23 protein-coding genes are annotated in these 22,348 nt (G+C 65.4%); 16 read left to right on the top strand and 7 right to left on the bottom strand.

The window, feature by feature from the left end; all coding sequences use genetic code 11:
- Positions 1-79: 79 nt before the first annotated feature.
- The 4 genes from P8T11_RS10635 to P8T11_RS10650 form a co-directional block, all read right to left on the bottom strand.
- Positions 80-1,192: a DUF1513 domain-containing protein gene (locus tag P8T11_RS10635; protein WP_268082389.1), complete on the bottom strand. Its 1,113-nt coding sequence runs from the start codon at positions 1,190-1,192 to the stop codon at positions 80-82.
- Positions 1,182-2,303, bottom strand: a complete 1,122-nt coding sequence (locus tag P8T11_RS10640) for an imelysin family protein (RefSeq protein ID WP_268082388.1) — start codon at positions 2,301-2,303, stop codon at positions 1,182-1,184. Before P8T11_RS10640 ends, P8T11_RS10635 begins: the two co-directional genes overlap by 11 nt.
- 69 nt (positions 2,304-2,372) lie before the next feature.
- Positions 2,373-3,887, bottom strand: coding sequence for a di-heme oxidoredictase family protein (locus tag P8T11_RS10645; protein WP_268081979.1), 1,515 nt, complete (start codon positions 3,885-3,887; stop codon positions 2,373-2,375).
- Entirely contained in the window at positions 3,884-5,182 is a 1,299-nt protein-coding gene (locus tag P8T11_RS10650; protein WP_268081978.1) for an imelysin family protein, read from the bottom strand. The genes P8T11_RS10645 and P8T11_RS10650 overlap by 4 nt, the downstream gene beginning before the upstream one ends.
- Before the next feature lie 210 nt (positions 5,183-5,392).
- Between P8T11_RS10650 and P8T11_RS10655 the strand changes: the two genes are divergently transcribed.
- The 10 genes from P8T11_RS10655 (at position 5,393) to P8T11_RS10700 (ending at position 14,644) form a co-directional block, all read left to right on the top strand.
- A complete protein-coding gene (locus P8T11_RS10655) occupies positions 5,393-6,319 on the top strand; it encodes a LysR family transcriptional regulator (protein WP_268081977.1) in 927 nt (308 codons plus the stop codon).
- Positions 6,320-6,485: 166 nt separating this feature from the next.
- On the top strand, positions 6,486-7,241 hold the full coding sequence (locus P8T11_RS10660; protein ID WP_268081976.1) for a class II aldolase/adducin family protein: 756 nt from the start codon (positions 6,486-6,488) through the stop codon (positions 7,239-7,241).
- Between the two features lie 102 nt (positions 7,242-7,343).
- Positions 7,344-8,303, top strand: coding sequence for a Bug family tripartite tricarboxylate transporter substrate binding protein (locus P8T11_RS10665; protein WP_268081975.1), 960 nt, complete (start codon positions 7,344-7,346; stop codon positions 8,301-8,303).
- 33 nt (positions 8,304-8,336) lie between these two features.
- A complete protein-coding gene (locus tag P8T11_RS10670; RefSeq protein ID WP_268081974.1) occupies positions 8,337-9,326 on the top strand; it encodes a D-2-hydroxyacid dehydrogenase in 990 nt (329 codons plus the stop codon).
- 237 nt (positions 9,327-9,563) lie between these two features.
- Entirely contained in the window at positions 9,564-10,571 is a 1,008-nt protein-coding gene (locus P8T11_RS10675) for an ABC transporter substrate-binding protein (RefSeq protein WP_268081973.1), read from the top strand.
- 3 nt (positions 10,572-10,574) lie between these two features.
- Complete coding sequence (locus P8T11_RS10680; RefSeq protein ID WP_268081972.1) at positions 10,575-11,393, top strand: ABC transporter permease; 819 nt, start codon at positions 10,575-10,577, stop codon at positions 11,391-11,393.
- A complete protein-coding gene (locus tag P8T11_RS10685) occupies positions 11,394-12,215 on the top strand; it encodes an ABC transporter ATP-binding protein (RefSeq protein ID WP_268081971.1) in 822 nt (273 codons plus the stop codon).
- A gap of 84 nt (positions 12,216-12,299) precedes the next feature.
- Entirely contained in the window at positions 12,300-12,482 is a 183-nt protein-coding gene (locus P8T11_RS10690) for a DUF4089 domain-containing protein (RefSeq protein ID WP_100856655.1), read from the top strand.
- Entirely contained in the window at positions 12,479-13,867 is a 1,389-nt protein-coding gene (locus P8T11_RS10695) for an AtzE family amidohydrolase (RefSeq protein ID WP_268081970.1), read from the top strand. The genes P8T11_RS10690 and P8T11_RS10695 overlap by 4 nt, the downstream gene beginning before the upstream one ends.
- A gap of 69 nt (positions 13,868-13,936) precedes the next feature.
- Positions 13,937-14,644, top strand: a complete 708-nt coding sequence (locus P8T11_RS10700) for a GntR family transcriptional regulator (RefSeq protein ID WP_268081969.1) — start codon at positions 13,937-13,939, stop codon at positions 14,642-14,644.
- 115 nt (positions 14,645-14,759) lie between these two features.
- Here P8T11_RS10700 and P8T11_RS10705 read toward each other — a convergent pair whose 3' ends face one another.
- Complete coding sequence (locus P8T11_RS10705; protein WP_268081968.1) at positions 14,760-15,302, bottom strand: antibiotic biosynthesis monooxygenase; 543 nt, start codon at positions 15,300-15,302, stop codon at positions 14,760-14,762.
- A gap of 198 nt (positions 15,303-15,500) precedes the next feature.
- On the opposite strand from P8T11_RS10705, the gene hpxZ reads away from it, so the two are divergent.
- Positions 15,501-15,875, top strand: a complete 375-nt coding sequence (gene hpxZ, locus P8T11_RS10710; protein WP_268081967.1) for an oxalurate catabolism protein HpxZ — start codon at positions 15,501-15,503, stop codon at positions 15,873-15,875.
- Between the two features lie 107 nt (positions 15,876-15,982).
- Positions 15,983-16,537: an NADPH-dependent FMN reductase gene (locus P8T11_RS10715; RefSeq protein WP_050449268.1), complete on the top strand. Its 555-nt coding sequence runs from the start codon at positions 15,983-15,985 to the stop codon at positions 16,535-16,537.
- 743 nt (positions 16,538-17,280) lie between these two features.
- On the opposite strand, the gene P8T11_RS10720 is transcribed toward P8T11_RS10715, so the two are convergent.
- A complete protein-coding gene (locus P8T11_RS10720) occupies positions 17,281-17,496 on the bottom strand; it encodes a dodecin (protein ID WP_050449258.1) in 216 nt (71 codons plus the stop codon).
- A gap of 186 nt (positions 17,497-17,682) precedes the next feature.
- On the opposite strand from P8T11_RS10720, the gene P8T11_RS10725 reads away from it, so the two are divergent.
- Positions 17,683-18,204: a DUF6496 domain-containing protein gene (locus P8T11_RS10725; protein WP_268081966.1), complete on the top strand. Its 522-nt coding sequence runs from the start codon at positions 17,683-17,685 to the stop codon at positions 18,202-18,204.
- A 90-nt stretch (positions 18,205-18,294) separates the two neighbouring features.
- On the opposite strand, the gene P8T11_RS10730 is transcribed toward P8T11_RS10725, so the two are convergent.
- Entirely contained in the window at positions 18,295-19,197 is a 903-nt protein-coding gene (locus P8T11_RS10730; RefSeq protein WP_268081965.1) for a LysR family transcriptional regulator, read from the bottom strand.
- Between the two features lie 163 nt (positions 19,198-19,360).
- On the opposite strand from P8T11_RS10730, the gene P8T11_RS10735 reads away from it, so the two are divergent.
- The 3 genes from P8T11_RS10735 to P8T11_RS10745 all read left to right on the top strand — a co-directional run bounded on the left by P8T11_RS10735 (position 19,361) and on the right by P8T11_RS10745 (position 22,347).
- On the top strand, positions 19,361-20,155 hold the full coding sequence (locus P8T11_RS10735; RefSeq protein WP_268081964.1) for an SDR family NAD(P)-dependent oxidoreductase: 795 nt from the start codon (positions 19,361-19,363) through the stop codon (positions 20,153-20,155).
- A gap of 25 nt (positions 20,156-20,180) precedes the next feature.
- Positions 20,181-21,194 carry a zinc-binding alcohol dehydrogenase family protein gene (locus P8T11_RS10740; RefSeq protein WP_268081963.1) on the top strand — a complete coding sequence of 338 codons (1,014 nt, stop codon included), beginning with the start codon at positions 20,181-20,183 and terminating at the stop codon, positions 21,192-21,194.
- A gap of 190 nt (positions 21,195-21,384) precedes the next feature.
- Positions 21,385-22,347: a tripartite tricarboxylate transporter substrate binding protein gene (locus P8T11_RS10745; RefSeq protein WP_268081962.1), complete on the top strand. Its 963-nt coding sequence runs from the start codon at positions 21,385-21,387 to the stop codon at positions 22,345-22,347.
- The last annotated feature ends 1 nt before the right edge of the window (position 22,348 follow it).

Raw genomic sequence — 22,348 nt, forward strand, 5'->3', positions numbered from 1 at the left:
GGGGCGCGCCGCAGCCTGGCTATGTCAAGCTTTGTAAGCGATGCGGCGGGGGTTTGTCAGCTAGTTTGTCAGCTTGTTTTCAAGCCGGCACGATGCGGAAATGATTGTCCCAGGACAGCTCGCGTGACGGCGGCAGCACGGGCGTTTCGTGGCCCGCGGCATCGGTACGCAGCATGGCGCCCAGGCCGCTGCTGACCAGAAAGCCGGCTTGCCGCGCCGGCGCCACGCCGCAGCCGTCGGCCAGATGCGTGGTGCCCAGGCAGCGGCCGCTGGCGGCGTCCCAATAGATCACCTGCCCACCCACCGGACTGGACGTGGCCACGATGCCGCCGCCCGCGTCCACCGACACCGAGCCCACGTAGTTGCGCATGTTGCGCAGCGTCTCGGCCGGCCCTTCGAACAGTTCCAGCGGCGCGCCTCGGCGATGCCGTCCCACCAGCGCGGGCCGGTCGGCGGCCGGCCCCATGTATTGGCAGCCGAACCACACACAACCGTCGCCCGCCAGCGCCAGATGCCGGATCGACAAGCGATGCAGCGCGGGCGCCAACTCCACTTTTTCCAGCAGTTGGCCACTGGCAGCATCGATGTAGGCCAGCGACGGCCGCATCGTATCCAGGTTGAGTTCCAGCTTGCCGTAGTCGGGATGCGTCAGGATGCCGCCGTTGGCCACGCACAGCGTCTTGCCGTCGGGCATCAGCACGACTTCGTGCGGGCCGATGCCGCCGGCGTCGAATTCGCCGACGCGCCGCCATGCCCCGCCCGGCGAAGCATCGTAGATGCCAAGCACGCCGCGCCCGGCCTCGAAGTCATTTTCCGTGGCGGCCAGCAGCCGCCCGCCATCCACGAATGCACCGTGGCCAAAGAAGTGGCGTTCCTCGGGCACCGGCAGCGCCTGGGGCTCGCCGCCCTCGCCCAGCGAAAACGCCACGGCGAAAAACCCCGGTTGACGGCCAAACACCACGGCGCGCTGGTTCGCGGAATCAATGGCAAAGCTGTGGCCGCGCGCGGGCATCGGCACCACCAGGCGGTCGTGCCCGGCCTCGTCCAGCAGCACGGCTTCGTCGCGCCCGCCACGCTTGCGCGCGCTCAGGTACAGAGGGCCGCCGTCGGCGGGCAGCGCCGCCCTCGCGGCGGCGGGCGACAGGCCCAACGCCACGGCCATCGACAGGAAGCGGCGGCGGTCAATCACCATCAAGCGCATTGAATCCGATGGTGACGCCCAAGGCGGGCGCCAGGTTCTGGTCGATGATGTCCTTGGCGTTCTTGATGGTCAGGGACGCCAGCAGCAACAGGCGGCGGCCCTCTTCATCTTGCAACGCCGCATCCAGCGGCGCCGGCACGGCTTGCACGGTTTGCGCGGCGGCCTGCAATTCGCCTCGCACCGAGCCGTCCATCCACTCCTCGCCCGCCGGCAAGGGGTAGGCGCCGGCCTGGTAGAACGCCTGCAAGCCGTCCAGGTTCGCGGCCAAGAGGCGCGTGGACAGTCCGCTGCGCCAGAATGCCGCGCGCTTGGGCCGCGCGGCATCGGGCGATTCGCCCAACACCGGCAGGATCTTCACGTCGCGCGCAAACTGCAAGCCGGTCGACAAGGCCTTCATGGCTTCGGCCGCCACTTCCTGCGGATTGCGGTACAGGTCGTTGGCCGGCAGCGGCTTGGAGAACTGGCGGCCAAAATCGCCCTGCGCGCTCCAGGCCTGCGCCACATCGCGCGATATCGTGGTGACGTTGGCGGCTAGCGCGCGCGCATAGCCGCACGCGTAGGCGAAGGCGGGCGTGGCGCTCTGCGCACTTTGCCTGCCTTCCTTCAGCAGCCCCGGGTCGCCGTACAACACATATTCCAAGGCGGGCAGCCCCTGCACCGCCACGCTGCGGCCGGCCAACGCGCCGGGCGCCAGCAAGGCTTCGTCCTTGGCGGCGATCAGTTGCTGCACTTGCCGGGGCATCACGCCGCGCGTGTCGGGCCAGAAGGCCAGCCGCTCAAAGCGGTTGGCCTGCACCAGCGGCCCGAAGCGCAGGATTTCGACGCCCGACCAGGCCAGCGCCAACTGCGAGAACGCCTCGCCCACACGCGCGGCGCCCGCCGCATCCGGCTTGGCGCACCAGCCACCCAGCGCGCCGTCCAACGCGGCGGCGGCATCCGCCATCTTGCCCACGGCCGGACGCGCGTAATCCCGTGCCAGCCGTTCGCCCAGGTCAGCCGGCAACGCAGCTTGAGACTCGGCTTGCGACTGAGCTTGCGCGGCCGTTGGTGCTGCCAACGATGCCGCCGACACCAGCACGGCGGCCACGGCATGCTTGAACATCGCATGCTTGAACACGCACGGCTTGAACACGACAGGCTTGAATTGGGTCATCACGGCGTATCTTGCCATTTACAGCGACTCCAGGAAACGGATCAGATCGGCGCGCTCGTCAGGCGTCATGGCCACCACCCGGTCGCGCGAGGGCTTGCCCGCGCCACCATGCCACAGCACGGCTTCCAGCAAGGTGCGGGCACGTCCGTCATGCAGCCAGGTGGCCGACGGGTTCACGGTCTTGGTCAGGCCGATGCCCCACAGCGGCGGCGTGCGCCATTCGCGGCCATTGGCCTGGCCGTCGGACACGCCATCGGCCAGGTCGTCGCCCATGTCGTGCACCAGCATGTCGGTGTAGGGCCAGATCAGTTGGAAGCGATGCTCCGGCTGCCTGGCGTTGCGGCTCGTCACGTACTTGGGCACGTGGCACGCCACGCAATTGGCTTCGTAGAACAGTTTCTTGCCCGCCAGCACGCGCGCGTCGTCCGCGTCGCGGCGTTGCGGCACGGCCAGGTTGGTGGAATAGGTGGTGACGAAGTCCATCAGCTTGGCCGGCACTTCTTCCGGGCCAAAGCGCGGCTGCGCCCCGTGCGGCATGTCCAGGCACGGTTTCTGCGCGGGCGTGCAATCGCCCGAATGCTTGGGGAACATCGGCGTGGACAAGCCCATGTCGTTGGAGAACGCCGCGGCGCTCTGCTGTTCGACGGTGGGTTGGCCGGCCTTCAGATTGAAGCGCCCCAGCGCGCGCTTACCGGTGCGCGCATCGGTCACCCAGTTGGGCTTGCCGACGATGCCATCGCGCTTGTCCGCCCCCACATTGGCCAGGATGTCGGCTTCGTGGATGGATTCCAGCAAGCCCAGGCCGATCATGGGCGGCGCCAGGCGTGGCGAGATCTGCGTGTCGGCGCGCATCGGGCCGTAGCCGGGGTTTTCGATACGGTAGGTGGGCTTCATCAGCGTGGCGGTTTCGCCGCCATTCAAGGCCACCGGAATAGGCTCGTATTCGATCTCCATGCGGCCTTCGGCGGGCAGCCCCGCCACCGCGAAGTTCTGCAACTGCACGCCGTACACGGGTTCGGGCAGCTCGGCGATTTCACCCGGGGCCAGCTTGGGGTGGCCACGGTCGGGGCCGTGTGGCACGGCCAGGCGCAGCAGCAGCGCCACGGCGTCCGTGCGTTCCAAAGGATCGAACCCGGGCACGGTGCCGCGTCCGTCCTTGGTATGACAGGCCTGGCATGAGCGCGCGTTGAATAGCGGGCCCAGGCCGTCGGACGCCTGCGTCGAGGCCGGCGCCGACACCCAGTCCTTGCGGAACAGGCCATTGCCAACCAGGAATTCCTGGCGGCCTTCAAAGCTGATATTCGCCGAGGGATGGGAAAAGATATCGGCGTTGATCAGTTTGTCGGTGGTCGCGGCGCCCGCCTGCATGGTTTCAAAGGATTCGACCTTTGAAAAATCGCGCGTGGGGGCGGTGATGGCGGTGACGCGCTTTTGGTCTTCGGGCGTGAGGTCATCACGCCCGGCAGTCACTTCAGTGGCGGCGGCGCCGGCGTGAGCCGACGCCGCCAGTACGGCGGCTAGTACGAGTTTCACTTGAATACGGCGTCAGGTTTGTCCAGGCTGTCGGAACCTTCGATGGCAACCTTGCCCAGCTCAAGCAGCGTGATCACGCGCTCCAGGCTGCGGGTCTGGTCCACCAGGCCGTCAATGGCGGCCTGCACCACGGCGTTGCCTTCCTTGTTGCCATCCGCAATCATCTGGTCGTAGGTTTCGACCGTTTCAGCGCGGGTCTTCATGGCCTGCATGGCGGCCACGGTGGCGTCCAGCTTGGCGCGCACTTCGGCATCCAGCTTCGGATCGCGCGCCTTGACCAGTTCGGACAAGCTTGCGCCCTTGACCTCTTTGCCGTCGATGCGGGTGTAGGTGCCCAGGTAGACATTGCGGATGCCGATCTGGTCGTAGTAGTGCGAATTGTGGGTGTTGTCCGAGAAGCAGTCGTGCTCTTCTTCGGGGTCATGCAGCATCAGGCCCAGCTTCATGCGTTCGCCGGCCAGTTCGCCGTACGACAGGCTGCCCAGGCCGGTAAGCATGGCAATCAGCCCTGCCTTGGGATCTTCTTCGACGGCCTTGCGCGCGGCGCCGTCCTTCTTCCAGTTACCCACCATTTCTTCCAGGTCGGTCACCAGCAGATCCGTCACGGCCTTCAGGAATTCAATGCGGCGCTCGCAGTGGCCGCCGGTGCACTGCTTGGGGTCGAAATCCGTGTGCGGGCGGTCGCCCGAATGACGCTCTTGCGGCGTGCCCTTGCGGTCGGCCGGCGCGGGGCCGGAGCCGTTCAGGTCCTGGCCCCAAAGCAGGAATTCGATGGCGTGATAACCCGTGGCCACGTTGGCCTCGTTGCCGTCGGCTTCGTGCAGCACTTCGGACAGCAGTTGCGGCGTGATCTTGCTGACGTCCACCGTCTTGCCGCCCACCGAGATCTTCGAATTGGCGATGACGTTGACGGCGTAGAAGGCGTTTTCGTCGTTTTCGGTGCCGTACGAGGCGTCGACATAGTCGATCAGGCCTTCGTCCAGCGGCCAGGCGTTCACGCGGCCTTCCCAGTCGTCAACGATGGGGTTGCCGAATCGATACGCTTCGGTTTGCTGGTACGGCACGCGGGCGGCCAGCCAGGCTTCGCGCGCGGCCTTCAGTGTGTCGGGGCTGGGCTTGGCGATCAGCGCGTTGATGGCCGTGCGCAGCGTCTTGGCGGCGGTCAGCGAGTCTTCATAGCCCGCCAGCGCAAGATCCGAATAGGTGGCGACCACGGCGCGAGGCTCTGCCGCCGCGTGGGCCGTTCCCCCGAATACCGCCGCGGCCAGCACCGCTCCCAACAACAACTTGCGCATCGACTTTCTCCCGTGACTCGAACGGTGTCCGCCCCCGCGGCGGGCCGTTCCGACTTCAGTTTTGAGGATGCGAGTGTAAACAATTTTCGTTTGATATTCAGCCCAAAGTCAGATACCTGACACTTTTTTGAACGGCTTTCGCGATGAAATCCGCGCAATATCAAGGGCCCGCCGCTACTATCCGGCAAGCTCTCTTCCCTTCCCTTATCCATGGAACTTCGACAACTCCGCTATTTCGTCCGGGTGGCCGAACTGGGCAGCATCGGCCGCGCGGCGCGTGACCTGGGCGTGGTCGCCTCGGCGCTGAGCCAGCAGATCAGCCGCTTGGAAAGCGAGCTGGCGACGCGGCTGCTGATGCGCACGCACACCGGTGTGGTGGCCACCGCCGCCGGCACTGCCTTCCTGCGGCAGGCGCGCTTGACGCTGCGGCACGCGGACAACGCCGTGGCCGCCGCGCGCGAGGCCCGGCTGGCCGGCATGGTCAGCGTGGGCTTCGCGCCCACCACTGCGTCACTGCTGGCCAAACCGTTCTACGCGGCCATGGCCGAGCGCTATCCCAATGTGCGGCTGCATCTGGTGGAAGGCTTGTCGGGCAACCTGGGCGAACAGTTGGGCAGCCGCCGCCTGGACCTGGCCGTGCTGTTTCAGAACGACAGCGGCCAGGGGCGCAGCGCCATCCCCGTGTTGGATGAACGATTGTTCCTGCTGGCCCGGCGCGGCATGTATGCGCTGCCCGATGGCGAGCCCACCACCATTGCCGAATTGGCGGGCCTGCCGCTGGCGGTGACCAGCAAGGCGCACGGCCTGCGCGCCTGGGTCGAGGCCGCCTTCGAACGCGCGGGCATCGAACCCTGGGTCGCGGTCGAGGTAGACGGCCTGACGACCTTGATGGATCTGGTGCAGGCCAACCCCATCGCCACCATCCAGCCCGGCGCGGCGGTCGCGCGGGCCGAGGCCGGCCTCTTGAACATGCACCCCATCGACGACCCCTTCCTGTACCGGCGCAACGCCGTCTACTGCATCGACGAAGAGGAATTGTCGCCGGCCGCGCTGGCTGCCCGCGTGGTGCTGGTGGACGTGATGCGTGCCCAGGTGCGGCATGGCGCCTGGCCCGGCGCCACCCTTCTGGATTCGTGATGCCCCCATGCCGGACGCATGGCTAGGCCGCTTCAAGACACACGGATAAAGTCGGTTCATGTTCGCTGCGGCATCGTGCCACGGCCAAAGACCTTCTCGATATCCGATGACGACTGACACCCGACGCCCGGGCGTGTTACCCCCTGGTGTACTCCCGATCTCTTCAATGCGGCCGCACTGTTCCGAACAGGAATGGCAGGCCCGCGTCGACCTCGCCGCCTGTTACCGGCTGGTCGAACACTACGGCATGGCCGACATGATGGCCAACCACATCTCGTCGCGCGTGCCAGGCGAAGACAACGCCTTCCTGATCAACCCCTACGGGATGATGTACGAAGAGATCACGGCGTCCAGCCTGATCAAGGTAGACCTGGACGGCACCATCCTGGCCAAGCCCGATTTCGGCGACCTGGACTACGGCATCAACAAGGCCGGCTACGTGATCCACAGCGCCGTGCACGCCGCGCGCCATGACGTGGACTGCGTGATCCACACGCATAGCTGGGCGTCCATGGCTGTGGCCTCGCTGGACTGCGGCCTGCTGCCGCTGACCCAGACCGCCATGCGTTTCCTGAAGATCGGCTATCACGACTACGAGGGCGTGGTGCTGGACCTGCAAGAGCAGGAATCGCTCTTGCGCGACCTGGGCCAGGGCGAGGCGCTGATCCTGCGCAACCATGGCGCGCTGACCGTGGGCCGCACGGTGGGCGAGGCCTTCAACTGGATGCACCGCCTGGAACTGGCCTGTCGCGCGCAACTGGCGGCCATGGCCACGGGCTCGCCCCTGCGCGCCGTCAGCCCGGCCGTGCTGGAAGAAACCTGGAACAACTATCAGCCCGGCACACGGCGCCCTTACGGCGTCATGGAATGGCCTGCCCTGCTGCGCAAGCTGGACCGCATGGACCCGAGCTTCCGAAGCTGACTGACTAAAGATCGGCTGAAGCCCCCCTTTTCTCAAAAGCGCTGGCCGACGTGGCGGCACGGCGCTGACACCGCCAACACAACAACCACGAACGGAGACAACATGAACACTGCCCGAGCCCTGCTCGCCGCCGCAGCGACGGCCTGCGTCTGTACCTCACTGCCCGCGACCGCCGCGGACTACCCCGACAAACCCGTCCGGGTCATCGTCGCATTCACCGCCGGCGGCACCACCGACACGCTGACGCGCAGCGTCTCCAATGTGCTGGCCAAGCAATTGGGCCAGTCCTTCGTGGTGGAAAACAAGCCCGGCGCCGGCGGCAATATCGGCACGGAATTCGTGGTGCGCGCCGCCCCCGACGGCTACACGCTGATCGTCAATTCCGTGGGGCCCATCGCCGTCAATTCCTCGCTGACCAAGCTGTCCTTCGACCCGCTGACCGACCTGCTCCCCATCGTGCAGCTTGCCACGGTGCCCAACGTGCTGGTGGTGCCGCCATCGTCGCCCGCCAAGGACATCAAGGGTTTTCTGAAATACGTCAAAGAAGCCAAGCAACTGAACTACAGCTCCACCGGGGTGGGCACGTCATCACACCTGGCCAGCTACATGCTGATGGACCAGTTGGGCGTAGAAGCCACGCACGTGCCATACAAGGGCGCGGATGCGGTCAACGACCTGTTGGCCGGGCGTATCGATTTCATGTTCGCCACCATTCCGTCGGTGATCGGGCAGATACGCGCGGGCAAGCTGCGGCCGCTGGCGGTCAGCACGCTGCAGCGCTCGGCCACCCTGCCCGACCTGCCCACCATTGCCGAATCCGGCTATCCGGGTTTTGACGCCGGATCCTGGTTTGGCTTCTTCGCGCCCAAGGGCACGCCGCCCGCTGTGGTGACCACCATCAACCGCGAAGTCAACGCCGCGCTGCCGGGCTTGCAGACGCAGATGGTGAACGAAGGCGCCGAACCCGTGGGCGGCACGCCGGCGCAGTTCGCCACCTTCATCAAGCAGGAACACGACAAGTGGGCCGCGCTGGTGCGCAAGTTCCAACCCAACCCGAACTGAACCCTGGCTCCAGCCTTGGACTCCACCCCCCCTATGCCGCAAGAAGAAATCCGCATCCTGTGTTCGCCCGCCGAGGCGGACACCTTGCGCCACGCGCTGCCCGCCGGTGACGGGCAGCGCTTTACGCTGTGCCACCCGCAAGCGGGCCAGCCCTGCGATGCGCAGGTGGCCTTTGTGTCGCGCGATATCACGGGTGAATCGACCAAGTTTCAGATCACGCCCGACACGGCGCGGTACTACGACGCGCTGCGCGATGCGCCCGCGCTGCAATGGGTGCATGTGCATTCGGCCGGCGCGGACCGCGAGATCTATCAACATCTGCACGCGCGCGGCGTGGCCATCACCACGTCGCAAGGCGCCAGCGACGCGGTGGTGGCGCAAACCGCCATAGGCGGCGTGCTGGCCCTGGCGCGCCGCCTGCCCTTGTTGGCGGCCGACCAACGCGCACGCGCCTGGCGGCCGCTGTTGGGCGCACGCACGCCGCGCGACCTGGCGGGACAGCACGCGGTGGTGGTGGGCTGGGGCGCCATCGGCCAGCGCATTGGCGCCTTGCTGCGCGCGCTGGGCCTGACCCTGACGGTGGTGCGCCATTCCGCCACGCCCGTGGCAGATGCCCGCCACACCGCCACGTATGACGCGCTGGCCGGCCTGCTGCCCCAGGCAGACTGGCTGGTGCTGGCCTGTCCATTGACCTCGGCCACGCGCGGGCTGGTCGACCGCCGTGCGCTGGCTGCCCTCCCCGCGCACGCATCGGTCATCAACGTGGCGCGCGGCCATGTCATCGACGAGCCCGCGCTGATCGACGCGCTGTCGGCGGGCCGCTTGGGCGGTGCGTTCCTGGACGTCTTTCAGCAAGAGCCGCTGCCACCGGAATCCCCGCTATGGGGGTTGGACAATGTCATCGTGACGCCGCACAGCGCCGGCTTTTCGGACGGCAACAGCGCCCGCGTGCGCACGCTGTTCCTGAATAACCTGCAACGCTGGGCTGGCGGCGAGCCGCTGGCGAACCGGCTGCTGGGCTGATTCACGATACGTCCCCTTAAATGGTGCGCCATGCACCAAAGTGGTTCATGCCAGGCACCAGCCCGAGGCTCGAGCAGCCACTGCCCCAGCGGAAACCCCATAAGAAGCCCCAGTAGGAACCCGACGCGCCAACCTGGCACGGGTTTTGCTTGATGACTGGTATGCAAGCTTGTCTACAAGACAGGCCCCGACGATCACCGTCGACCCCAGTTCAAACCAAGCCCTCCAGGAGCCCTCATGATCAACCGCAATGCGCCCTTTGCTTTCAACGCCACCCGCCGCCGCCTGATCCAGGGCGCCGCCATGGGCGCCGCGACGCTGGCCGCGCCCGCGATCGTGCGCGCGCAGTCGGGTCCGGTGATCCGCATCGGCTTCTGGCCCGTTGCCGCCGGCCTGCCGTTCTACGCAGCGGTTGAAAAAGGCTATTTCAAGGAAGCCGGCCTGAACGTCGAACCGCTGAAGTTCGCGGGCGCGCAGCAGGTCATGGAAGCCATGCTGGCCGGCCGCGCGGACGGCAGCGCCAACGGCACGGGATCGGCCAATCTAGCCATCGGCGAAATCGCCTCGCCCGGCCTGTTCAAGATTTTTGCGTCCAACCCCAGCAACGCCAAGAACGTGCTGGATGAGTTCATCGTCGCGAAAGACAGTCCCATCAAATCCATAGCAGACCTCAAGGGGAAAAAGGTCGGATCTGGACCCGGCATCCAGAACGCCACGCTGGCCAAAGCAGTACTGGAGCGCGCCGGCGCAACCGGAGCAACCGTGGTCGAGTTGGCAATCAGCCAGCACGTGGCCGCGGTTGCCGCCGGCCAGTTGGATGCGTGCTACACGCTGGAACCCACGGGCACGGTGGGCCGCCTGAACGGCACCACCCGCGTGCTGGAAACCGGCGTGATCGCCAAGTACGTGTTGGGCGATCCCATGGCGCCGTGGTTCGGCGGCTCGGCCTCGCTGACCACCGCCTTCCTGAAAAAGCATCCCGAGGAAAGCAAGAAATTCATCGCGGCCTATGCGCGCGGCATTGAACTGATCCGCACCAAGCCCGCCGAGGCGCGCCCCTTCATGAAGGGCTACACCGCCATCGAAGGCCCCATGACCGAAGAAGTGCCGCTGGCCGCCTACACGCTCTACAACGAGTTCACGCCGAGCGACATCCAGTACTTCCAGAAGTTCTTCGACCTGTTCACCGACAAGGGCATCTTCGCGCAAAAGGTCGACGTGTCGTCCATGCTTTACAAGGGTTGATCCATGACAGCAACGTCTGCAACGCCCACAACGCCCGTGGCCACCCCCACGAAGGCGCCGCCCCGCAAGTTCGACGGCTCGCGCTTGCTGCCGCTGATCGGCCCCTTGGCGCTCTTCGTCATCTGGGACCTGGTTGTGCGCCTGCAACTGGTCAGCCCCGTGCTCTTGCCCACTCCCAGCGCCACCATCGTGGCCTTGGTGAAGGGCCTGGCGGGCGGCCCGCTGCTGTGGGACTTCCTGTCGTCCTTGAACCGCACGCTGCAAGCCTTCGTCATTGCCGGCGTCATCGGCGTGCCGCTGGGCGTGCTTCTGGGCAGCAATGAAAAAGCGTATCGCAGCGTGGAGTTCCTGGTGGACTTCTTCCGTTCCACGCCGTCGTCCGCGCTGATCCCGCTGTTCCTGATGATCTTCGGCGTTACCGACATGAACAAGATCGCCATCGCGGCGTTCGCGGCCGTGCTGGTGATTCTGTTCAACAGCGCCTATGGCGTCATCAACGCGCGCAAGCAGCGCGTGATGGCGGCCCGCGTGATGGGCGCATCGCGCTGGCAGATCTTCAAGGACGTGCTGATCTGGGAAAGCCTGCAACCCACGTTCGTCGGCTTGCGCAGCGGTGTGTCGATGGCGCTGGTGATCGTGATCGTGGCCGAGATGTTCATCGGGTCCGACAGCGGCCTGGGCAACCGCATCATCAATTCGCAGCAGGTGCTGAACGTGCGCGAGATGTATGCGTCGATCCTGGCGGCGGGCGCCCTGGGCTATGTGCTGAACATTCTTTTTCTTGTGCTGGAAAAGCGCGTGGTCCATTGGAGCGGCCGATAAATGTCCACCGTCATCAACCCCATCATCGCCCCTGCCCCCACCGCCGCGCCGTTCGCGCCCGGCCCCTTGGGCACGCACATCACTATCCGTGGCCTGACCAAGTATTTCGCGGGCTGGCCGCTGTATGAAGACTTCAACCTGGACATCCCCAAGGGCAAGATCGTCTCGGTGTTCGGCCCCAACGGCTGCGGCAAGTCCACGCTGATCAACATGATCGCGGGCCTGATTCCCATTGATTCGGGCGAGATCCTGTTCGATGGCAAATCGCTGGCGCAAACCAAGATCGGCTACGTGTTCCAGAACTACCGCGAAGCCATGTTCCCGTGGCTGCGCACCATCGACAACATCGCCTACCCGCTGCGCCTGGAAGGCCGCAGCAAGGCCGAAGTGGATGCGCGCGTGGAAGAGTTGGTGGCGTCGTTCGACGTCAAGTTCGATCTGAAACGCTATCCGTATGAACTGTCGGGCGGGCAGCAGCAGACGGCGTCCATCATGCGCGCCCTGGCGCCGGGACCCGAGGTGCTGTTCCTGGACGAACCTTTTTCGGCGCTGGACTTCGAGATGACGCTGTTCATCCGCGAAAAGCTGCAAGAGGTGTTCCTGCAGACCGGCACGACGATGTTGCTGGTGTCGCATGACCTGGAAGAGGCCGTGTACCTGGCCGACCAGGTGCTGCTCTTGACCAAGCGGCCCACGCGCGTGGCTGAAATTCTGGACTACACCGACGCGCGCCCGCGCACCGTGGAAACCTTGTCCGAACCCAGCTTCATCCAGATGAAGAAACTGAGCCTGGAAATTTTCCAGCGCGAAGTGCGCAAGTAGGTCGGAAAATACGTCCTGCAAGCCAACGTTGGGCAAACTAGCAACACAGGTAAGTCAACACAGCGTTTATCGGGAGCCTCCGCCATGACCCAGGAAACCATCGATCAATACGTGCGCAGCGCCTTGGCGCTGTCGGGCTACGCCTTGCGCGAATCCACCACGGCGGAAGTCGTGCAGCAGTTCGCGCGCATCCACGACATTGCGGCAAGCTTCGTGGACGAGCCGCTGCCTGTGGAACTGGAATCCGCATCGGTGTTCCGTCCATGAGCGGCCCCGCCACCCACATCGCCCGCCAGATTGCCAGCGGCGAGCGCAGCGCCGTCGCGGTGCTGGACGCCACCTTGGCACGCATCCGCGAACGCGACACCCGCTACAACTGTTTTACCGCCATCACCGAGACGCGCGCGCGCCAGGAAGCCGCCGCCATCGACGCGCGCCGCGCCCGTGGCGAAGCGCTGCCGCCGCTGGCCGGCGTGCCCTATGCCGTCAAGAACCTGTTCGACATCGCCGACGAAGTCACCTTGGCGGGGGGCCGCGTCAATGCGGCGAATCCCCCCGCCAGTCACGACGCCCGCCTGGTCACGCGCATGCGCGAGGCCGGCGCGGTGCTGGTCGGCGCCTTGAACATGGACGAACACGCTTACGGCTTCACCACCGAAAACACGCACTACGGCCCCTGCCGCAACCCGCATGACGTCAGCCGCGTGGCGGGCGGCTCATCCGGCGGCAGCGCCGCCGCGGTGGCGGGCGGGCTGGTGCCGCTGACCTTGGGGTCGGACACCAACGGGTCCATACGCGTGCCGGCGTCCCTGTGCGGCGTCTTTGGCTTGAAGCCGACCTATGGCCGCCTGCCCCGCACCGGTTCCTTTCCGTTTGTGGGCAGCCTGGATCACCTGGGGCCGTTCGCGGCCAGCGCCAGCGACCTGGCCGCCGCCTACGATGCGCTGCAAGGGCCGGACGCCGACGACGCCGCCTGCGCGCAATACGCCGCCGAACCCGTGCTGCCCACGATTTCGACCGGCGCGCGCAAGCTGCGCGTGGCGGTGCTGGGCGGCTACTTCGCCGATTGGGCCGGCCCCGCCGCGCGCCGCGCTGTCGAGATCGCCGCGCGCGCCCTGGACGCCACCGCCATCGTTGAACTGCCCGGCGCCACGCAAGCCCGCGCCGCCGCCTTCATCATCACGGCGGCCGAAGGCGGCGCCTTGCATCGGCGCAAGCTGGTCACGCACTACGACTACTACGAACCCTATTCCCGCGACCGCCTCGTGGCCGGCAGCCTGGTGCCCGCGGCCTGGGTGCAGCAGGCGCAACGCATTCGCCACCGCGTCTACCGCGAAGCCTTGGCGCTGTTTGACCAGTACGACGTGCTGATCGCGCCCGCCACGCCCGTGTCCGCCACGCCCATCGGCACCGACTGGCTGACGCTGGCGGGCAAGGAACTGCCGGCGCGCGCCAGCATGGGCCTGTTGACGCAGCCCATCTCGTGCATCGGCCTGCCCGTGTGCACCGCGCCCACCTGGCCCGAAGCCGAGCAGGACGGCCACCTGCCGTTGGGCGTGCAACTGATCGGCGCGCCCTGGCGCGAAGCCGATTGCCTGGCCGCCGCCCATGCGCTGGAACAGGCCGGCGCGGCAAGCGTGCGGCCCGTCTGATCGCTTGGTAATCCCGCCCCCGACTACGCCCGATCGCCCTCATACCCTTTCCGCAATCAAGGCCCCGTTATGGAAACTGCTTTCGCTGCCATCGACATGCCGCGCACCCTGGCCGACACGGCCTATGGGGCATTGAAACGCGACATCCTGGATTTCCGGCTGGCGCCGGGCGACCGCTTCACCGAAACCGAAATCGCGGAACGGCTGCAGGTCAGCCGCACTCCGGTGCGTGAAGCGCTGTTCCGGCTGGAACGCGAAGGCTATCTGGAAGTTAGGCAGCGCAACGGCTGGCTGGTCAAGCCGCTGGACTTCAACACGCTGGATCATTTCTACGAACTGCGCAGCGTGCTGGAAATCGCCTCCGTCCATGCCTTGTGCGCTCCAGGGCAACTGCCCGCTCCGCTGCGCGCGCTACAAGCGCTGGCGGACACCTGGCTGGTCAGCCCAAGCGAACGCTCCAACGATGGGGAATGGCTGGCCGACCTGGACGAACGCTTCCACATCGACCTGGTGGCGGCTGCCGGCAACCCGGAAATCTCGCGCGTGCACCGCGCCGCCACCGAACGCATCCGCATCGTGCGCCGGCTGGACTTCACACTGCAGGACCGCATCGACAACACCTACGAGGAACATGGCGCGATCTTGCGCGCGGTGCTGGCGCGTGATGGCGCCAGCGCCACGCAACTGCTGCAAGCGCATATCCATGACAGCCAGACCGCGGTGCGCAAGATCACGCTGCACCGCTTGTACTCCACGCGGCATGCCAAGGCGGCATGAATGCGCGGCGATGCGGGGGGCCGGGGTTCACGCCCCGGGTTCATGGCCTGGGTTCATGTCCTGGGTTCATGCCCCGGGCTTGATCGCACCGGGGTTGATGATTCACCGCCCGCAATCACCCCGCTCGCAGCCAGCGCTGCAGCACACGCGAAATGACCGGGATGCAGATGAACACCATGATGGGCGTCAATATCACACTCGTGATCAGCACGCGCCAGAACACCGGCATCATGTTCAAGTGTTCGCTGACCAGAATCGAAAACACCAGCAGCACGGGAAAGTAAGCCAGCCAGATGCTCACGGCCTGCTTCCAGCGCGGCGGCGCGCTGGCCGACTTGGGCGCAAACCAGCCGTCGGTGCCGCTGACGCGGTGCTCATGGCTGGCGCGCACCAGGGTCGCGCCGCGTTCCAGCCACATGCGACGCGGCAAGGACTTTTCCCAGCGCAACAGGCTGGCCTCGTCGGTAAAGCGCAGCACGATCTGGTACTCGTCACCCCCTTCTGGCGGTTGCAGCACGCCCGACCCCAAAAACCCGGGGAACCCTGCCGCCAAGATTTCACCCTGGCGCATCCAGGACAGAAAATCGCTATAGCGTTCGGGCGCGATGTGACGGGTGACCAGCATGGTGACGGGGGCGGAAACAGCGGAACTGGACATGACGGAACTCCTCGGCAACGGTGCAGCTTGTTATGCAGTGTTAACCCTAGCAATCCCCGTGCCAGCCTTGCGGCGCAGCATTTCCCTGGTGTGAATGACCGTACAGCACAGCACCCGGAATTTTGCGCACCGCAGCACACACCATATTGGTGATTACCCCTACACAACGCACCACATCGGTGCATTCGGAGAAAGCTCATGGACATCAACCTGCCCGACGTCGTCGCCGAGGTCACCACCGCCTTCGAGCGCTACGAGACGGCGCTGGTCACGAATGACGTCGAAGAACTGGACACGCTGTTCTGGAACAGCCCACACACGCTGCGCTACGGCGCCAGTGAAAACCTCTACGGCTATGACGCCATCCGCGAATTCCGCGCGGGGCGATCGCCCCAAGGATTGGCCCGCCGCGTCCTGCGCACCGCCATCACCACCTACGGCAACGACTTCGCCACCACCAATATTGAATTCCAGCGTGAAGGCAGCGACCGCATCGGCCGCCAAAGCCAGACCTGGATGCGCACGCCCGCGGGTTGGCGCGTGGTGTCGGCGCACGTCAGCTTGATGGCATGACAGTTTCAAAGACACATTTCGCATCAAGACATCACGCGCCAGATGATTGAGCGCGTCACGCGCCAGGTCTACACTGGCCCTTCCATTTTCCGTTGGAGCATTCGCCCATGAGCACATACAAGATTGCGGTTTTTGTCGGCAGCCTGCGTGCCGCCTCGATCAATTTGCGATTGGCCCGAGCGCTGGAAAAGCTGGTTCCCGCAGACTTCAAGTTCGAGTATGTGAGTCTGGGTGACATCCCCCTGTACAACCAGGACAACGAAAACAACCTGCCCGCCCCCGCCGCCAAGCTCAAGCAGCAGATCGCCGACGCGCAAGGCATTCTTTTTGTATCGCCCGAGCACAACCGCTCGGTGCCCGCCGCCATCAAGAACGCCATCGATTGGGGCTCGCGCCCCTGGGGCCAGAACTCCTGGCCGGGCAAAGCCGTCGGCATCGTGGGCGCTTCCCCCAGCGCCGCCGGCACCGCGATGATGCAACAGCACCTGCGCAACATCCTGGCCGCCGAAGGCGCCAACGCGCTGACGACGCCGGAAGTCTTCCTGCAGTATTCCGACGGTCTGGTCGACGACCAATACACGATCACCAATGAAGGCACGCGCAAGTTCCTGCAAGGCTGGGTCGACCGCTACGTTGACTGGGTCAAGAAGATGAGCACCTGATTTTGCAGCGCTGATTGTGAACTGCTGATCGCCGCCGCTGCCGGCAGGGTCAAAACCCGCCGGCGCCGATCGCCCGATCTACCTCCGGGCGATCAAGCCCCCCGATACGTCGGGGGCTTTTTTATGTTGGGTCTTCCTGAAACTTATCCCCGCCATCTGTGGAGAAGGCTGAGGACAGTCTTGGGGCACAGTCAAAATATCCTGTCCCGCCAAGCACTTGCGCGTACTGATCAAACCCTGCGCAATCGTTCTTTTGGATGAGATTCGGCGGACTTATCCCCGAAAAAGCTGGATGTCCGACCAGCAGTTGTCGACACGGCGCGGCGCTTGTTCATTTGTCCCAGCATTCTGTGGAAAAGCATGAGGACAGTTTGAGGGCAGGTACAAAAACGTCATTCATATCAAGCACCTGCGGGGGCTGGTCAATAATGGCCCAACGGTGACCCCTTGGGCGCCAAGTTGTCCCCGCCAAATGTGGATAAGCCTGAGGACAGTGTGCGGGTAGTCGCTAAAAACCCTTGTGGGCCAAGCACTTGGTGGCGGCGGGCAATAAACGCCCAATAGCGGGTAGGCTGCCGTGACGGGCCGCCGGCCCCGGCCGATGCCGCGCAAGCTGGGGATAAAGGAACAGGCTTGTCCCCATGGAATGTGGACAAGCCTATGAACAGTCGGATAACAAGCCCAAAAACTTCTTATCCGACAAGCACTTGGAAGTGCTGCTCAAAGAAAGACCAGCCGAGGGATTACTCGTCGCCTTCCAGGCGCATGCCGATCTTCAAACCGACCTGCCAGTGGGCCACCTTGCCGTCCTTGATGTGGCCACGCACTTCGGTGACTTCAAACCAATCCAGGTTGCGCAGCGTTTCGGATGCGCGCTCGATCGCCTTGGCGATGGCGTCATCGGTTGAGGTGGTGGAAGAACCCACCAGTTCGATTTGCTTGTAGACATGATTCGACATAGCTCGTCTCCGCTAAGGGGGTGAGTCGTGAACTGTCGGTCTGCACGCGATGTTCCGGCGCTTACGACCGGCAATCCATTCGAACACACAGGATACCGCCGCGGCGCTATGGTGGTGTTACGAGTTCCGTCGCGTGGTCTCGACTGGCGACGGAGCCCGCTCCCGCAACCCAGCAAGGAGATCACCATGCCTGAACGAAAAACCCTGGAGCGAGCCAAGCAAGAGAAGCGTGAAGGCAAGTCCGCGTCCACGCAGGCCGGAGAATTCGTGCGCGAGGAAATCGAACACGTGCGCGAAGGCAAGCATGGCGTGCGTTCCACCAAACAAGCCATTGCGATCGGGCTGTCCAAGGCGCGCCGCGCGGGCGTGAAGGCCTCGCCTTCGAAGAACGCCAGTCCGTCGACGAAGCGCCACGCCAAGAAGGACTTGGAAGCCGCGCATGACGGACACGCCAAGTCCTCGACGCGCTCGCGCGCAACCACCAAGGCCTTGAAGAAGGAAAGCACCAAGCCCGCCTCGCGCTCGGCGCTGTCCCACCACGCCAGCAAGACCGCCAGCCGGCGCACTGCTGCTGACCGCTCGGCGGCGGCGAAAAAGGCGGCGGCCACCAAGGGCGCGGCCGGGCGTTCCGCCGCCGCGAAGAAGGCGGCGCGCACCCGGGCGAAGAACAAGGCAGCAGCCGGGTCGCAGCACCATGCCGCGCACTAGGCCTGCACTAGGCCTGCACTAGGCCTGCATTAGGCCCGCGCTAGGCCCGCGCTAGGCCCGCGCTAGGCCTGCGCTAGGCCTGCACACAGGCTAACCCGCGTCGAACTGCCGAAAGCGTTCTTGCAGAAACTCCCGCATGCGCTTCACGGCAGGCGACAGCAGCATGCGATGTACACACAACAGGTAGAGCGGCGACGGCTCGGTGACGTAGTCGGGCAAAAGCGCCACCAGGCGGCCGGCGCGCAGATCGGCCAGCACGTCGTAGCGCGACTTGTACGCCACGCCGTGCCCGGCCAGCGCCCAACGGCGCACCAGGTCGCCGTCATCGCCGACGCGGTCGCCCTTGACCGGTACCGTCATCGCCGTGCCTTCGTGCTCGAACGCCCAACGGTCATGCAGCGTCTCGCCCAGCACGAAAGACAGGCAGTTGTGCCGACGCAGATCGGCCGGGGTCTGGGGCACGCCGTGACGCGCCAGGTACGCGGGCGACGCGCACACGACGCGGCGGTTGTGTTCGGCCAGCGGCAGCGCCACCAGCGCAGAATCATTCGGCGTGCCGTAGCGGATCGCGATGTCCACGGGCTGGCGATACAGATCGGCCAGCCGGTCGCTGATGCGCACCTGGAAGCTCACGCGGGGATACCGGGTTTGGAAATCATCCAGCCAGGGCAGCAGCACGTGACGCCCCAGGTCCGAGGGGATGGAGACCGACAGCGTGCCGGATATGGCGGTCTTGTCGCGCGCCATGGCGTTCTTGCCGGCCTCCAGCGTGGCGATGGCTGAACGCGCGTATTCCAGATAGCGCTCGCCGTCCGTGGTCAGCCGCAGGCTGCGCGTGGACCGTACGAACAGCCGCGCGTCCAGCGTCAGTTCCAGGCGCTTGAGCGCGGCGCTGGCCACGGCGGGCGTCACGTCCAGTTCCCGCGCGGCGGCCGAGAAGCTGCCGTGGGCCGCCGCCGCCACAAAGATCCGTAGGTCTTCAAACCGCACCATGCTTGGCCCATTTTCAAAAAAATATTGAAACTGAGTGCGATGCTAGCCGGTTTTTCATCGGTGCGGACTGGGTAATGATGGTGGCGTTCTCAGTACACGTTCTCTATATCCGTACCCGGCACACGTACTCAACCTACGTTCCCAAACCTTCTGGAGCCCACACATGAACATCGAACTGAAAGGCAAAAAGGCGCTGGTGACCGGCTCGTCCGGCGGCATCGGCCTGGCCATCGCCATGGGCTTGGCCGAAGCCGGCGCCCAGGTCGTGCTGCACGGCCGCAGCGCGGACAAGCTTGCCCGCGCCGCCGAGGCCATTACGCAAAAATTCCCGGCCGCCAGCGTCAGCACCGTGCAGGCGGACCTGGCCACGGCCGACGGCGCGGCATCAATCTCCGCCGCCCACCCCGACGTAGACATCCTCGTCAACAACGCCGGCTTCTTCGCCCCGAAGTCGTTCACGGAAATCACCGACGACGACTGGCAGGACATGCTGGACATCAACGTCATGAGCGGCATCCGGCTGTCGCGCTACTACCTGCCCCGCATGCTGGCCGCCAACTGGGGCCGCATTGTTTTCATTTCCAGTGAATCCGGGGTGCAGATTCCCGCCGAAATGATCCACTACGGCGTCAGCAAGACGGCCATGCTGGCCGTGTCGCGCGGCCTGGCCGAGCTGACCGCCGGCACGGGCGTCACCGTCAACGCCGTGCTGCCGGGGCCGACGCGCTCGGAAGGCGTGGCCGACTTCTTCGCCGAAATGGCCAAGGAACAAGGCGTGTCGCAAGACGAGATGGAACGCAACTTCATCGCCCAGCACCGCCCCACGTCGCTGCTGCGCCGCCTGGCCACCGTGGACGAAGTGGCCAACATGGTCGTCTACACCTGCTCCACGCAGGCCAGCGCCACCAACGGCGCCGCGCTGCGCGTGGACGGCGGCGTGGTCCGCTCCATTCTTTGATTCCCCCAATACAACGAGCCTATCCATGAAAGCCATCGCCTATTTCAAGAACCTGCCGGCCGATCAGGCCGACGCGCTGCAAGACATCACCATCGACGAACCCGTGCCGGGCGACCACGACTTGCTGGTCGACGTACACGCCATCTCGGTGAACCCGGTGGACGTGAAGATCCGCGCCAACCGCGCACCCAAGGACGGCAAGCCGGAAATCATCGGCTGGGACGCGGCGGGCATCGTGCGCGCCGTGGGCGCCAAGACCAGCCTGTTCCAGCCCGGCGACCGCGTCTGGTATGCCGGTGCGCTGAACCGGCCCGGCGCCAACAGCGAGCGGCATGTGGTGGACGAGCGCATCGTCGGCCATATGCCCAAGAGCCTGGACTTTGCCCAGGCCGCGGCGCTGCCGCTGACCACCATCACCGCCTGGGAACTGTTGTTTGACCGGCTGCGCGTGCTGGACAACGCCGCCCCCAGCCAGGGCACCTTGCTGGTTGTTGGCGCGGCGGGCGGCGTGGGATCCATTCTGGTGCAACTGGCGCGCCAACTGACCGGCCTGACGGTGATCGGCACCGCCTCGCGTCCGGAAACCCAAGCCTGGGTGCGCGAGCTGGGCGCCCACCACGTCATCGACCACAGCAAGCCGCTGACCGAAGAACTCAAGCGCATCGGCGTGCCGCAAGTGAGCTACATTGCCGGCCTGACGCACACCGACAAGCACTTCGCGCAACTGGCCGAGGCCATCGCGCCGCAAGGCAAGATCGCGCTGATCGACGACCCCGCCGCCATCGACGTGCGCCTGCTCAAGGGCAAGTCAGCGTCGCTGCATTGGGAATTCATGTTCGCGCGCCCCCTGCACCAGACGCCCGACATGATTGCCCAGCACGAATTGCTGAACCAGGCCGCGCGCCTGATCGACAACGGCACGCTGCGCACCACGCTGGGCGAGCACTACGGCAAGATCAACGCCGACAACCTGCGCCGCGCGCATGCCTTCATCGAAAGCGGCAAGGCGCAGGGCAAGGTCGTCCTGGAAGGTTTCTGACGGCCTGCGCAGAACAGTTCTGCGTAATAGTGGGGTAATCCGGGAGTCCGATAAAAATTATCATCGGCTTCTGTGACAACCCCAGGCGGGCGCCCAAGCGCCCGCCCCCCCCCATCGCCAAGCTGACAATACGCTGAGCCGGCCCGCAGAAGGCACGGACATGCAGGCGGTGGGTACAAGGAGAGAGACAATGTTCAAGCTGACGCGCCGCGGCTTCATCGCGGCCGGCACCCTCATGATGCTTGCCCGGCCGCTGCGCGCCGCGCCCAAGCCCGTGACCCTGATCGTGCCCTACGCCGCCGGCGGCCCCAATGACAACTTCGCCCGGGTGCTGGCCGAAGGCATGAGCGCGCAACTGGGCGTGCCATTTGTCGTGGAAAACAAGCCCGGCGCCAACGGCATCATCGGCGCCATGCAGGTCGCGCGCGCGCCCGCCGACGGCAACATGCTGCTGATGGGCGGCTCGGGGCCCTTGTCGCTGAACATCCTGCTGCGCCCCAAGCTGCAATACCGGTTCGACAGCTTCGAGTCGGTTGCAATGATGTGCGACGGCCCCTTGACCATCACGGTGCCGGCCAAGATCGGCGTCAATTCCATTGCAGACCTGGTCGCCTACGCCAAGAAGGAAAACCGCGCGCTGACCTATGGCTCGCTGGGGCCGGGCAGCGTTACGGACCTGTATGGGCTGATCCTGGCCAAGACGCTGGGTATTCCCTTGATCGCCGTGCCCTACAAGAGCACGCCGACGAGCCTGATCGACCTGATCACCGGCCGCAATGATCTGTCCTACATGACGCCTATCGCGCTGGCTGATCACCAAAAGGCGGGCGCGGTGAAGATCCTGGCGCTGACGACCGACCAGCGCGACCCCGCCCTGCCCGACGTTCCGTCGGTGGCCGAACTGGGCTATCCGCAGTTGAAGGCCAGCTACTGGACCGCGCTGCATGCGCCCAAGGGCACGCCCGCCGACCTGATCCAGGCCTATTCCGCCGCGGTCATCAAGACGGTGCAGTCCGAGAGCTTTCGCCACATGCTGGTCGCGAATGGGCAGACCGAAAAAGCGGGCGGCCCGCAAGCGTTGGACGCGCAACTGGAAGCCGACCGCCAATACTGGGGCCGTGTGATCCAGGAAAACCACATCGTGCTGGATTGAG

The sequence above is a fragment of the Achromobacter spanius genome, assembly GCF_029637605.1.
Lineage (GTDB): Bacteria > Pseudomonadota > Gammaproteobacteria > Burkholderiales > Burkholderiaceae_B > Achromobacter > Achromobacter spanius_E.

What these genes read in the sequence shown, in the direction of transcription:
- P8T11_RS10675 (WP_268081973.1), top strand. Translation starts at nt 9,564, where the DNA reads ATGATCAACCGCAATGCGCCCTTTGCTTTCAACGCCACCCGCCGCCGC.
- P8T11_RS10660 (WP_268081976.1), top strand. Translation starts at nt 6,486, where the DNA reads ATGCGGCCGCACTGTTCCGAACAGGAATGGCAGGCCCGCGTCGACCTC.
- P8T11_RS10665 (WP_268081975.1), top strand. Translation starts at nt 7,344, where the DNA reads ATGAACACTGCCCGAGCCCTGCTCGCCGCCGCAGCGACGGCCTGCGTC.
- P8T11_RS10635 (WP_268082389.1), bottom strand. Translation starts at nt 1,192, where the DNA reads ATGGTGATTGACCGCCGCCGCTTCCTGTCGATGGCCGTGGCGTTGGGC.
- P8T11_RS10690 (WP_100856655.1), top strand. Translation starts at nt 12,300, where the DNA reads ATGACCCAGGAAACCATCGATCAATACGTGCGCAGCGCCTTGGCGCTG.
- P8T11_RS10670 (WP_268081974.1), top strand. Translation starts at nt 8,337, where the DNA reads ATGCCGCAAGAAGAAATCCGCATCCTGTGTTCGCCCGCCGAGGCGGAC.
- P8T11_RS10745 (WP_268081962.1), top strand. Translation starts at nt 21,385, where the DNA reads ATGTTCAAGCTGACGCGCCGCGGCTTCATCGCGGCCGGCACCCTCATG.
- P8T11_RS10715 (WP_050449268.1), top strand. Translation starts at nt 15,983, where the DNA reads ATGAGCACATACAAGATTGCGGTTTTTGTCGGCAGCCTGCGTGCCGCC.
- P8T11_RS10655 (WP_268081977.1), top strand. Translation starts at nt 5,393, where the DNA reads ATGGAACTTCGACAACTCCGCTATTTCGTCCGGGTGGCCGAACTGGGC.
- P8T11_RS10640 (WP_268082388.1), bottom strand. Translation starts at nt 2,303, where the DNA reads ATGTTCAAGCATGCCGTGGCCGCCGTGCTGGTGTCGGCGGCATCGTTG.
- P8T11_RS10725 (WP_268081966.1), top strand. Translation starts at nt 17,683, where the DNA reads ATGCCTGAACGAAAAACCCTGGAGCGAGCCAAGCAAGAGAAGCGTGAA.
- P8T11_RS10720 (WP_050449258.1), bottom strand. Translation starts at nt 17,496, where the DNA reads ATGTCGAATCATGTCTACAAGCAAATCGAACTGGTGGGTTCTTCCACC.
- P8T11_RS10650 (WP_268081978.1), bottom strand. Translation starts at nt 5,182, where the DNA reads ATGCGCAAGTTGTTGTTGGGAGCGGTGCTGGCCGCGGCGGTATTCGGG.
- P8T11_RS10695 (WP_268081970.1), top strand. Translation starts at nt 12,479, where the DNA reads ATGAGCGGCCCCGCCACCCACATCGCCCGCCAGATTGCCAGCGGCGAG.
- P8T11_RS10685 (WP_268081971.1), top strand. Translation starts at nt 11,394, where the DNA reads ATGTCCACCGTCATCAACCCCATCATCGCCCCTGCCCCCACCGCCGCG.
- P8T11_RS10740 (WP_268081963.1), top strand. Translation starts at nt 20,181, where the DNA reads ATGAAAGCCATCGCCTATTTCAAGAACCTGCCGGCCGATCAGGCCGAC.
- P8T11_RS10735 (WP_268081964.1), top strand. Translation starts at nt 19,361, where the DNA reads ATGAACATCGAACTGAAAGGCAAAAAGGCGCTGGTGACCGGCTCGTCC.
- P8T11_RS10730 (WP_268081965.1), bottom strand. Translation starts at nt 19,197, where the DNA reads ATGGTGCGGTTTGAAGACCTACGGATCTTTGTGGCGGCGGCGGCCCAC.
- P8T11_RS10680 (WP_268081972.1), top strand. Translation starts at nt 10,575, where the DNA reads ATGACAGCAACGTCTGCAACGCCCACAACGCCCGTGGCCACCCCCACG.
- P8T11_RS10700 (WP_268081969.1), top strand. Translation starts at nt 13,937, where the DNA reads ATGGAAACTGCTTTCGCTGCCATCGACATGCCGCGCACCCTGGCCGAC.
- hpxZ (WP_268081967.1), top strand. Translation starts at nt 15,501, where the DNA reads ATGGACATCAACCTGCCCGACGTCGTCGCCGAGGTCACCACCGCCTTC.
- P8T11_RS10705 (WP_268081968.1), bottom strand. Translation starts at nt 15,302, where the DNA reads ATGTCCAGTTCCGCTGTTTCCGCCCCCGTCACCATGCTGGTCACCCGT.